Source organism: Flavobacterium sp., assembly GCF_027531705.1.
Classification (GTDB): Bacteria; Bacteroidota; Bacteroidia; order Flavobacteriales; family Flavobacteriaceae; genus Flavobacterium.
The window spans coordinates 37676-49477 of sequence record NZ_JAPZSP010000018.1 but is presented as its reverse complement, the minus strand read 5'-3'; the positions used below and the strand labels follow the sequence as shown (position 1 = coordinate 49477).

The window sequence follows — 11802 nt, the reverse complement described above, 5'->3', positions numbered from 1 at the left end:
GTTAAAGATAATTACTAAAAAAAGACAAATTTATAACAAATTTGATTTGAAATATAAATAATATCGCCTTATATTTGCACCCGCATTGAAGAAATGATAATGACTTGGTAGCTCAGTTGGTAGAGCACATCACTTTTAATGATGGGGTCCTGGGTTCGAGCCCCAGCCAGGTCACAATAAAAGTCGTTCGCCTTAGGTGAATGGCTTTTTTTAGTTAAGGCCACGTGGAGAAACGGTAGACTTGCCATCTTGAGGGGGTGGTGCTCGTAAGGGCGTGTGGGTTCAAATCCCACCGTGGTCACGGATGAATAGAAAAAAGCTCTAAAAAGCATCAAGCTCGCTTGAAATGTTTTTTAGAGCTTTTTTCTATTATCAAAGCGGAGCTTTGTTGGGAAAGACGAAGTAAGTCACACCGTGGTTATGTAATAAAAAAAAGCAACTCTAAAAAACAGTATATTTAGTTTTTTAGAGTTGCTTATTTTTAAAAATTTATCAAAATCACTCCTTAGTTACCACTTGCATAGTTTCTCTCGAAATTTGTTTTACCAAAATAGTTTTATCTTTTTCTACAATTTCTGCAGCTTCTTTGGTGTAATGTCTAATGGTGTAAAGCGATACATTTTCGTTATAAGAAACTTTGAATTTTTTAGATAATATGTTTTTTAAATCATTGAAATTTCCAAATTTATCTTCAATACAAATTGAAAAACTAATAGCTGTATTCTGAATCAGACTTACTTTTATTTTGAATTTATGTAACAAAGCAAAAATTTCACTGATGTTTTCTTCCATAATGAATGAAAAATCGATTGATGATAACGAAATCAACAATTGATTTTTCTTAACAATAAAGCAAGAAGTTTTCGGATTCAAATCTTCGCCTTTAGAAACACTTGTTCCTGGTAAAAGCGGATTTATAAATGATTTTACATATAAAGGAATCTCTTTTTTCTGTAAAGGTTGTAACGTTTTTGGGTGAATTACCGAAGCGCCATAAAATGCCAACTCAATTGCTTCACGATACGAAATTTGATTTAACAAAACAGCATTTTCAAAATACCTTGGATCGGCATTCAAAACGCCTGGAACGTCTTTCCAAATGGTTACACTTTCGGCACTTAAGCAATAAGCGAAAATAGCTGCTGTATAATCAGAACCTTCTCTTCCTAAAGTTGTGGTAAAATTATTTTCGTCAGAACCAATAAATCCTTGTGTAATATTCAAAGTTTTCTTTTTAATTCCTTTTGAAATTAATTTCTGAGTTTGTTCCCAATCTACATTTGCATCACGATAAGTCGCATCTGTTTTGATTAAATTGCGAACATCTATCCAATTGTTTTTTAACCCTTTTTCGTTGAAATAATGGCTTACAATTGTGGTAGAAACGATTTCTCCATAACTAATAACTTGATCGTAAACAAAGTTATAATTAGGCGATTTATTGCTTCTTAAGAAATATTCTAAATCTGCAAAATGGCTATTTACAGCAAAATAAACATCATGCTCTTCATCTTCAAAAAGCTCTAATAATATTTGATTATGGTATTTTCTAACTTCTTGTAATGATGCATTGAATTCATTTGACTTTTCAAAATAATTTTTGATTACAACTTCAAGTGCATTGGTCGTTTTTCCCATTGCAGAAATTACAATTAAAACATCTTCATGTCCCACTTTTTCTAGAACAGATGCTACATTTTTTACACCATCGGCATCTTTCACAGAAGCGCCACCAAATTTGAATATTCTCATCTTAAATTATTTCTATTTTTTTGGAACACTGATTTTAGAAATTTCTAAAATTTTAAAAATCTGTGTTGATATTTTTTATTACTTTAAAAAGTTATTCATTCCGTTTTCATCCATTTGTGCTACTCGCCAATCATCAAGCACTTTTGCACCTGTTTTTTCGTAAAATTCAATTGCTGGTGTGTTCCAATCGAGGACATTCCATTCAATTCTGCGAACATTGTCTCTTTTTCCTTGTTCAATAATTTCGCTATACAAAGCAAAACCTGCGCCTGAACGACGTTTACTTTCTTTTACAATTAAATCTTCCAAATGAATGGTTTTTCCTTTCCAAGTAGAATATCTGTAATAGTAAAAGGCAATTCCAATTATCTCAATACCAACTTCGGCAACAAAGCAATAAAATAATGGATTTTCAGAAAAGCCATCACGAACTAAATCTTCAACTGTTACGACAACAGCATCTGGTTCTTTTTCGAAGGTTGCTAATTCCTGAATTAATTCAAGAACTTGAGGCATATCTTCTTTTACAGCTTTTCTAATAATCATAAATATTATTTCTTTTTAGCTGTTTTTTTTGTTGGCTTTTTTGTTGTTGCTTTAGTAGTTGTCGCTTTGTTATTTATTGTCCCTTGCTTGTAAGGTTTATATAATCCATCAGCTTCAGCTCTTGCTTTTGCAGTTGTAGCTCTTTCAGAAGGATCTGGATGTGAGCTCATCATTTGTGACAAGAAATCGGCAGAAGCACCACCACTTTGACTTGCTAATAATTCAAAAGCCGAAGCTACTGCATTTACATTATAACCATGTTTTTTCATAAAATCATAAGAGTAAGTATCTGCATCTGATTCTTGTTTTCTGCTGTGTTTGCTATCTAACATGGCACTTCCAATTTGTCCTAATTGGCTATCAGTTAGTTTAGCTACTTTATCCGATTGTGAAGCAATGGCATCAGTCAAAGCCGCTTTTCTGTAGGCTGCTTTCATGGCATCTTTTGTATCTTCATTAGCAACGTGACCAATTTCGTGACCAATTACAGCTAATAATTGATTATCATCCATAATATCCATCAAACCTGAAAAAACACGTACACTTCCATCAGCGCAGGCAAAAGCGTTTATATCTTTTGTCAAATAAACTTTGTAGTTTAAAGCCAATCCATTTTCAGTAGCATGTTTGCCAAAAATTCTATTCAATCGCAAAGCATAACCATCTTTTGGACCTGCAACAACATTTGTAGAATCCATTTTTCTTACGGCTTCTTTTGCAAGTGCAGCTGCAGTTTCATTACTAAATGTAAAACTTGCTACTCCGTTTTGCAAAGCTCCTAAAGCTCTATCTCCTAATTTTATTTGCGCAGTCGTTTTAGTAAAACTAAATAATACGATACATATTCCTAAAAATAATTGTCTTGATTTCATTCTAAATGATGTTAAAAAATTGAGCAACAAAGATAAAACAAGTTTCGTAATTTTTTTACTAGAATTTTTACAGTTTTTAGATTGAATTTTAATTAAAAAAACGATATTTGCACAAACAACTACATCGATTTCGTAAATGGAAGAACGCAACAAAACTTTAGGTGAATTTATTATTGAAAATCAAAATGCATTTCAATATTCTTCGGGAGAATTATCCAGAATTATTAACTCTATTAGACTAGCAGCCAAAGTTGTAAACTACAAGGTAAACAAAGCTGGATTGGTTGATATTGTTGGTGCTGCAGGCGAACAAAACATTCAAGGTGAAGACCAACAAAAGTTGGATGTGTATGCTAATAATGTTTTTATTCAAACGTTAATCAATCGCGAAATTGTTTGCGGTATTGCTTCTGAAGAAAATGATGATTTTATAACTGTTGCAGGTTCTGACAATAGTCATAGCAATAAATATGTGGTTTTGATGGATCCACTAGATGGTTCATCTAATATTGATGTAAATGTTTCGGTAGGAACCATTTTTTCAGTTTTTAGAAGAGTAACTCCAGTAGGAACACCAGTAACATCTCAAGATTTTCTGCAACCAGGAACTCAACAAGTCGCAGCTGGCTATGTTATTTATGGAACTTCGACCATGCTAGTTTATACAACAGGTCATGGTGTAAATGGTTTTACTCTAAATCCAGCTATTGGTACGTTCTATCTTTCGCATCCAAATATGAAATATCCTAAAGATGGAACAATTTATTCTATCAACGAAGGAAATTATGTTCATTTTCCGCAAGGAGTTAAAAGCTACATCAAATATTGTCAGTTAGAAGAAGGCGATAGACCATACACTTCTCGTTATATTGGAAGCTTGGTTTCAGATATGCACCGTAATATGATAAAAGGCGGAATTTATATTTATCCAACAAGTTCAAAAGCTCCTGATGGAAAATTACGTTTGTTGTACGAGTGTAATCCAATGGCATTTATAGCTGAACAGGCTGGCGGAAAAGCATCTAATGGTTACAAAAGGATTATGGAAATTCAACCAACAGAATTGCATCAACGTGTACCATTTTTCTGCGGAAGCTACAATATGGTTGCCAAAGCCGAAGAGTTTATGGACGAACATAAATAAATAAAAAAATCCTGAGCAATCAGGATTTTTTTATACTTTGTACTTCGTATTTTTTTACCTCGTAATTATTTATTCATATGTGTCATTTCATAAGTAAAAGTGTCTAAGTCAACACCAACTACTAACAATGACAATGCTTTATCAACTATAAAAGAAACATTTCCAGGTGTAAAACCTAATGCTAAAGCAAAACGTGTTAAAATCTCTTTTTGCTTTTCTCCAAGAACATGGTCAACATAAACCATTCTTGATAAATCATACAAACGCTCTAAACGATGCGCGTATGAATAAGGTGGATTGATTGGGTATTTAGAAGGGTTTTCAAGAATTTCTTCGTACTCAGCAGCCGAAATCTCTAAACGAACCGCTAATTTATCTAAAAATTCTTTTTCCTCTTTGCTCAAATCTCCGTCAGCCATAGCAACACGAACAATTGCTGAAAAATGACCTTTGTTTCTGGTTTTAAATTCGCTATCAAATAAATCTGAAAATGACATAAGTATATTAGTTTTGTTATGCAAATATAAACCTATTTCAGATTATTTAAAAATCAATTAGTAAGTTTTTAAAAAGTTAATGTATTATTGTAGAAACAAATTTAATCGTAAGTTTACACTACCTAATCTATCAATTTTCTACTATGTCTGAGTTTTGGATTTATTTTCAAGTAGGTTTAAGGCACGTTTTAGATATAAATGCCTACGATCACATCCTTTTTCTAATTGCAATGGTGGTTCCTTATACCTTCAAAGATTGGAAGAAAGTCTTAATTTTGGTTTCCATTTTCACCGTTGGGCATACTTTAGCTTTGCTACTTTCTGTTTTCAAAGTCGTTTTTGTAAAAGCCGATGTTGTCGAATTTCTTATTCCAATAACTATTTTAGTAACGGCTATTTATAATCTTTTTACAGCAGGAAAAACTTCCAAAAACAATAATATGAATTTCATTGGTTTCATCACATTGTTCTTCGGAATCATTCACGGACTTGGATTTTCTAATTATTTCAATTCTATTTTGTCAGGAAAACCAACCGACAAAGTTATCCCGTTATTAGAATTTGCGACTGGAATTGAAGCCGCACAAATTATTGTAGTACTGACAGTTCTCATTTTTTCATGGCTATTGCAAACATTTTTTCGATTTTCCAAACGCGACTTCGTTCTCATTTTATCAGCCTTTGTCGTCGGAGTTGTAACACCCATGATTATCGAAAGCAAAATTTGGAGCTACTAAATTTGTTTTAGGAGCGAATCAGTAGTTATATTTGTAAATCATTTTCCTGCTCTTCGCTCTACAAGGTGCCGCTACGATCAGGGCTAGACAGTAAACCATTTGAACAGAAATCAGTTTTTCAAAACACAATGATAGAAAAAAAACAAGCCAAATACGACAAAGCCTATTTACGCATGGCATCCGAATGGAGCAAACTTTCTTATTGTAAACGCAAGCAAGTAGGAGCCATAATAGTTAGAGATAGAATGATCATTTCCGATGGTTATAACGGTACTCCATCTGGTTTTGAAAATTGCTGCGAAGATGAAGAAGGTTTAACCAAATGGTATGTGCTTCACGCCGAAGCCAATGCTATTTCTAAAGTAGCCAATTCAACACAATCGTGTGACGAAGCAACATTATATATAACACTTTCACCATGCAAAGAATGTAGCAAACTAATTCACCAATCTGGAATAAAACGTGTTGTTTACCAAAACGGCTATCGTGACACTTCTGGAATTGATTTTCTAGTAAAAGCAGGTGTTATAGTTGACCAAATAGAAGAATTAGATTAATATTGAAATATATAAAGCAATTTTTCGTTTAAACAGTAATGAGAATCCATAACAAACATATTCCAATCTTACTTTTCGGTGCTTTAGCCATCGGAATCCTTATTGGTGGTGTTTTAGATTTTCCAATTGATAGAAATTATTCGGGGCAAAAAAACTATAAATCCAAACTAAATAAACTAATAAGTTTTATCGATAACGAATATGTTGATGATGTCAACACCGATTCTATTGTAGACTTAACAGTTACCAATATTCTAGCGCAACTTGATCCTCATTCGGTTTACGTGCCACCAAGCGAGCAAGTTGCCGTTGCTGAAAGTATGCGTGGCGATTTTGTTGGAATTGGTGTTAGTTTTTACATGTACAACGACACAGTTGCTGTTATTCAACCAATAGCCAATGGACCATCAGCAAAGGCTGGTATAAAAGCAGGTGATAGAATCTTATACGCTGATAACCATAAACTTTTTGGGAGAAAATTGCCAACAGATTCACTTTTCACCAAACTTAAAGGTGAAATAGGTTCAACAGTTGAGTTAACTGTTTTTAGAAAAACCGAAAAAAGAAAGTTCAAAGTCAAAGTTAATAGAGATGTTGTGCCTTTAAAAAGTGTTGATGTTGCGGTCTTGGTACAACCTAATTTGGGTTATATAAAAATAAACCGTTTTGCCGAAAAAACAGATGTTGAATTTAAAGAAGGTTTGCAAAAATTAATCCAACAAAAAGCTACTAGTTTAATAATCGATTTGCGCGAAAATGGTGGTGGTTATCTAGAAACAGCTGTCGAAATTGCCGATGATTTGCTAAAAGATAAAGAGTTAATTGTTTTTACCAAAACCAAAAAAGGAAATACCGATAAAACATTTGCAACAGCCGATGGACTTTTCGAAAAAGGAAAAGTTTATATTTTAATAGATGAAAATAGCGCTTCTGCAAGTGAAATTCTAGCTGGTGCTATTCAAGATAATGACAGAGGAACTATTATTGGTCGTCGTTCGTTTGGAAAAGGGTTGGTACAACGCGAAATGAATTTTGATGACGGTTCAGCGGTTCGTTTGACAATTGCAAGATATTACACGCCAAGTGGTCGTTCCATTCAAAAACACTATAAAAAAGGTGAAAGCGAAGCCTATTTCAACGAATTTGAAAAACGTTTTAGCGAAGGTGAATTGTACAATAAAGACAGTATCAAAATTGCTGATACATTAAAATTCAAAACCAAAAAAGGACGAATTGTTTACGGCGGTGGCGGAATTGTACCAGACGTTTTCGTGCCAATTGAAACCGAACACGGACAAGAAGCTATTCTGTATCTAATGCAATCGGGAATTACTGGACATTTTGTTTTTGAGCAAATTGACAGTAACCGCAATCAATTTAAAAATTTGTCGTATCAAGAATTTTTGTCTAAAATGGATAAAACCGACTTGTATTTCAATAATTTCAGTGCTTATTTGGTGAAAAATGGTGTTGAGCTTTCGTTGCAAAAAAACAAATCAGTTGTAAAAAGATACATTACGGCCGAATTTGCCAGACAACTTTATGGCGAACAAAAGTACTACGAAATTATCTTGAAAGAAGATCCAATGATTAAGGCTGTTTTGTCTAAAAAATAGCTTGAAAATCTTGGCAAATAATTAACAATTTCTCCTAAAAATAAAAGCATCTTTTTCTTGTTATCTAATTTTGAATAAGTCTCAAATCAATTAGTAACAAAAAATGAAACACTTCCTTTTCGTAGTTTTTTTATGCTTTATCTGTTGCAATAACTCAAGTACAAAATCTGTTGCCAAAAATTATTCCAAAATACATGATGAGGCATTGGCTTTTTGTAAAGAAAACAATTATAATAAGGATTTTTATTTTTTAGTCGATTTGAGTATTCATTCTGGTAGCAATCGTTTTTTTGTATATGATTTTGCAACCAAAAAAGTTATTGATAAAAATCTTGTGACACATGGAAGTTGCGACCAATTTGAAGAAAATCCAGACAAGTGGGAAAAGGTTAAATTTAGTAATAAATTGGATAGTCATTGTTCGATGAAAGGCAAATATAAAATTGGAAAACGAGATTATAGCAGTTGGGGAATAAAAGTTAAATATTGGCTTCACGGATTAGAAAAAAGCAACAAAAATGCGGTTGATAGAGTAGTGGTTTTACATTCTTGGAGTGCGGTTTCTGATGAAGAAATTAACCCAAAGTATAGTCCGTTAAGTTGGGGTTGTCCGGCAGTTTCTGATGATTTTATGAAAAAATTAGATAAGAAATTGCAAAAAACCGAAAAGCCAGTTTTACTTTGGATTGTTGAATAGAAAATCCCGCAAAAAAAATTTCCTGCGGGATTTGCTCCAAATTAACTAACCTATAATTAGACTATGAAAATCTGAAAAGGTTTAATTGTTTATTGAATATAATCTGCCAACAATTTCAGTTTATAAAATAAGTTAGAAAATTGAAGTGATATATTACTGTTTTCAATATTGTTAAGCGAGTCGTTGTAGTTTTTCTGAATTCGTAAATCTTCTATTTTTTCATAAATATTTTTAAATAACCAGTTACAATCTTTACCAATAAAGCGTAAATTTCTTTTGTCATAAACATCGGTTTCTTCTATTTTTCCAGCTTTTATTGAATTGAAGGTAAAACGTTCTTTTCGAGCAGTTTGAATGGCTTCATTGTGCAACAAATCAACTAGTTTGTCAAAATTAATTTTTTTGGTTTTGCTAGCTGTTTCAAATGCTTTTATATTAAGTCGCAATTCACGAATCAAAGCATCTTTGGTTGCGCGATTGTTTTTGACCAAACTTCCTAATCCTGATAATAATTCGGGAACACTTTTCAGTATTGATAACCATTCTATAGCCATTTTACTCTTTTTTAGAATCTAATAAATCACTCAAGTGTACACGCAAAGCCGTAACCGAAATACTGATTTCCCAAAAAGAAATTCCCAACGAAATTAAAAGACAAAGTAAGCTTGCGCCAAAAATATAAATTCCAACTATTTGCAATTCTAAAAACAAAACCAACATTCCAAAAACCGAAAGAAATAAGCTCATAACTCCAAAAAGTTGCATATATCTTATAAGTGTTAGTCGCAAGTTTAGGTTCTTAATTTCTAGTAAAATACTTTTGTTTTCTTTTTCGTCATACGTTTTTTTTAATCCACGTACAATTTGAGCAATTGTCAAAAATCTGTTGGTGTATGCCAAAAGAATTAGCGATGTAGCAGAAAAGAGTAGCGCAGGAGTTTCTATGTTGAGTGTCATGATAGGTGTGAGGTTTGATTTACGTGGTACGAAGTTACTAATTTATTAGTTTCTCACACCATAAATAAACTTCTCATATTTATATTATTAGCATATTTTGGTATATTATTGATATCAGAAAGTTGCCAAGGACGAAGTTCAAATTGCATAAACACTTTTTTTGATAAATATATAAAAATTAAGATACATCGCCATACTAGTATATCTTAGAAGTTTTTTAATTCTTTTTAAGAAAACTGTAACATTTGTAAATATTAGTAGTCTTAAACTAAAGGCACAATCTCAATTCATGAAAAAATCAATACTATTTATCGTTTTACTTTCATTTTTATCTGTTTCTGCTCAAGATAAGACTAAGGATTCATTGCAATTGAAAGAAGTCGTTATTAAGAATGAGAAAAAAGCAATTGAGCACAAGGCTGATAGAACTATTTTTAGTATTGCAAATCAATCAAATCTTAGTGCTGGAACTCTTATGGAAACTATCAAGCAACTACCAGGATTAGTTTCTTCTGATGTTGCAGGAATGATGTATCAAGGTAAATTATTAGAAGTTTTTTTAGATGGACGTCCGTTGAATATTTCAAATAATGAACTCAATTCTTTTCTTGAAGGTTTGCCAGCAAATTCTGTTGATAGGATTGAGGTTATTACACAGCCAGGTGCTGAATTTCCAGCAACTGCAGGTGGTGCAATATTGAATATCATTACCAATAAAAATGCGAAAAAATATTTAACAGCTACTTACACAACTAGTTCAGCCTTCAATAATTATGATAAAATGAGGTTTAGAACCTATAATAGTATGTTATTAAATGCAAGAAATAAGTACTTCGGATGGCAACTAAATTTTGGTCAAAATTATAGAGAAAATGCTTTGTGGAATTCATTTTTGAAAACTGACAATAATGTATTTTTATCAAATACATCAACGGATAGAATCAATAGATCACAATTCTTAAAATCCGGTATTACTATTGATATAAATAAAGATAGATTATTGCTAAATTATGATGTTTTTACTAGCAATGGAGATAGCGAAATAGAAGGTTTTGGTGAAGGATTTAGTTCGTTAGACAAAGGGAAATCGCTTTCAACTAGGCAAGATTTTGTGGTTACTTATCAAAAACGATTTGATGATAAAAGTAAAAAATTGGATTTTGTTTTGAATTACAATAAAAACAAAAATAATTTTAATTTGTTTTCAAAATTATTCTCAAATGATTTATTAAACAATTTTTCAAATCAAGATTTTTACACCGCAAAAATTGATTATTCTCAGGGATTAAAAATTTTAGATGACGGAAAACTGAGCTTTGGAGGATTGTATGACAAACTTATTTTTGACACTAAAAGTTTTGGTATTACCAATCTTGAATATAATCGTATAACAACTGCGGGTTACATCGAGTTTCAAGCTAAGTTGAAAAAGTTTGATTTTATTTTAGGCACTAGAGCAGAGGATTATTCTATTGAAGGTAGAAATGAAGAAACTAATTTACTACCGTTTAATCAATTTCGATTTTTCCCCAATGCGACAATTCAGTACAATGTTTCCAATCAAATTTTCTTTAACGTAAATTATAATAAGAAGATAACCTTGCCATCTACTTCGGCTTTAAATCCGAATAATACAACCTATGAAAATCAAAATGTTTCTGTGGTTGGTAATCCAAATTTGCAGCCAACCATATTTGATAATTTTGAAATAAAGGTTAGCGCTTTTGATTATGCTTATTTAGGATATAATTTGAGTTCTGCTTCTAATCAAGTAGTACAACAAGTAAGTTTAAATGCTAATCAAATTTTGAATACAAATGTAAACTTGTCTGAAATAAAGATTCATAATTTTAATTTCGCACTTCCATTGCCTTATATGTTGTTTACTAAAGGATTGCAAGAAACAATGAAATTTGATTTTAATCCTGATAAGATAAACTTTTTATACATTTATACAGGCTATCAATACCATCAAATACCAAGTTTAGAGACTAAAGGATTTTGGAGTATCAATTTAATGTCGCAAGTACTTTTACCAAAAGAGATTAAGTTTATTGCAGAGTATGGCATAAATACTGCTGGTGGAAATTATTTTTATTTTGTTGCCGATAAACCTTTCGGAAATTACCTCGACTTGACTTTTAGCAAAAAAATCTTAAACGATAGATTGACAATTTCAATTTACGGAGATGATATTTTTAACATGAATAGAAGTCTTTTTAAACCAGTTAATGCACCGTTATTAGCATATAATAAAAACGATACACGAAAATTTGGGTTTACTCTAAACTACAAGTTGCCTACTAAAAATAAATTAGCAAAAGAAGATCCTAGTTTGTTAAATGATAAAAAAGAGGAAAATGGGAATTAGTGATTTTTAAGGAATTAGTTAAAATGAAAAACCTGCAAGTTTTCACTCACAGGTTA

Annotated in this window: 12 protein-coding genes and 2 tRNA genes; 8 read left to right on the top strand and 6 right to left on the bottom strand. The window is 31.9% G+C overall.

The genetic code is table 11. The features are described from left to right. Nucleotides 1-101: 101 nt before the first annotated feature. Nucleotides 102-174: transfer RNA gene (locus O9267_RS05980), tRNA-Lys, on the top strand. Nucleotides 175-218: 44 nt separating this feature from the next. Continuing rightward, nucleotides 219-301: transfer RNA gene (locus tag O9267_RS05975), tRNA-Leu, on the top strand. Nucleotides 302-498: 197 nt separating this feature from the next. Here the strand turns inward: O9267_RS05975 and O9267_RS05970 are convergent. The 3 genes from O9267_RS05970 to O9267_RS05960 all read right to left on the bottom strand — a co-directional run bounded on the left by O9267_RS05970 (nucleotide 499) and on the right by O9267_RS05960 (nucleotide 3170). After that, complete coding sequence (locus O9267_RS05970) at nucleotides 499-1752, bottom strand: aspartate kinase (RefSeq protein ID WP_298177151.1); 1254 nt, start codon at nucleotides 1750-1752, stop codon at nucleotides 499-501. A gap of 78 nt (nucleotides 1753-1830) precedes the next feature. Next, a complete protein-coding gene (locus O9267_RS05965; protein ID WP_298177149.1) occupies nucleotides 1831-2298 on the bottom strand; it encodes a GNAT family N-acetyltransferase in 468 nt (155 codons plus the stop codon). Nucleotides 2299-2303: 5 nt separating this feature from the next. After that, entirely contained in the window at nucleotides 2304-3170 is an 867-nt protein-coding gene (locus tag O9267_RS05960) for a M48 family metalloprotease (protein ID WP_298177146.1), read from the bottom strand. 136 nt (nucleotides 3171-3306) lie between these two features. On the opposite strand from O9267_RS05960, the gene fbp reads away from it, so the two are divergent. Continuing rightward, on the top strand, nucleotides 3307-4314 hold the full coding sequence (gene fbp, locus O9267_RS05955; protein ID WP_298177144.1) for a class 1 fructose-bisphosphatase: 1008 nt from the start codon (nucleotides 3307-3309) through the stop codon (nucleotides 4312-4314). 65 nt (nucleotides 4315-4379) lie between these two features. Here fbp and O9267_RS05950 read toward each other — a convergent pair whose 3' ends face one another. Continuing rightward, nucleotides 4380-4811, bottom strand: a complete 432-nt coding sequence (locus O9267_RS05950) for a TerB family tellurite resistance protein (RefSeq protein ID WP_298177141.1) — start codon at nucleotides 4809-4811, stop codon at nucleotides 4380-4382. Between the two features lie 143 nt (nucleotides 4812-4954). Between O9267_RS05950 and O9267_RS05945 the strand changes: the two genes are divergently transcribed. From O9267_RS05945 to O9267_RS05930, 4 genes are all read left to right on the top strand, one after another. Further along, nucleotides 4955-5548, top strand: a complete 594-nt coding sequence (locus tag O9267_RS05945; RefSeq protein ID WP_298177139.1) for a HupE/UreJ family protein — start codon at nucleotides 4955-4957, stop codon at nucleotides 5546-5548. A 128-nt stretch (nucleotides 5549-5676) separates the two neighbouring features. Next, the gene (locus tag O9267_RS05940) at nucleotides 5677-6105 is read left to right on the top strand and encodes a dCMP deaminase family protein (protein WP_298177137.1); all 429 of its coding nucleotides are present in this window, start codon (nucleotides 5677-5679) and stop codon (nucleotides 6103-6105) included. Nucleotides 6106-6143: 38 nt separating this feature from the next. Beyond that, entirely contained in the window at nucleotides 6144-7721 is a 1578-nt protein-coding gene (locus O9267_RS05935) for a S41 family peptidase (RefSeq protein ID WP_298177135.1), read from the top strand. Between the two features lie 103 nt (nucleotides 7722-7824). Continuing rightward, nucleotides 7825-8418, top strand: a complete 594-nt coding sequence (locus O9267_RS05930; RefSeq protein WP_298177133.1) for a murein L,D-transpeptidase catalytic domain-containing protein — start codon at nucleotides 7825-7827, stop codon at nucleotides 8416-8418. An 89-nt stretch (nucleotides 8419-8507) separates the two neighbouring features. On the opposite strand, the gene O9267_RS05925 is transcribed toward O9267_RS05930, so the two are convergent. Together O9267_RS05925 and O9267_RS05920 are read right to left on the bottom strand one after the other, a co-directional pair. Continuing rightward, nucleotides 8508-8972 carry a hypothetical protein gene (locus O9267_RS05925; protein ID WP_298177130.1) on the bottom strand — a complete coding sequence of 155 codons (465 nt, stop codon included), beginning with the start codon at nucleotides 8970-8972 and terminating at the stop codon, nucleotides 8508-8510. A gap of 1 nt (nucleotide 8973) precedes the next feature. Then, the gene (locus tag O9267_RS05920; RefSeq protein WP_298177128.1) at nucleotides 8974-9375 is read right to left on the bottom strand and encodes a DUF2721 domain-containing protein; all 402 of its coding nucleotides are present in this window, start codon (nucleotides 9373-9375) and stop codon (nucleotides 8974-8976) included. 289 nt (nucleotides 9376-9664) lie between these two features. Between O9267_RS05920 and O9267_RS05915 the strand changes: the two genes are divergently transcribed. Next, the gene (locus O9267_RS05915; protein WP_298177125.1) at nucleotides 9665-11746 is read left to right on the top strand and encodes an outer membrane beta-barrel protein; all 2082 of its coding nucleotides are present in this window, start codon (nucleotides 9665-9667) and stop codon (nucleotides 11744-11746) included. Nucleotides 11747-11802: the final 56 nt, after the last annotated feature.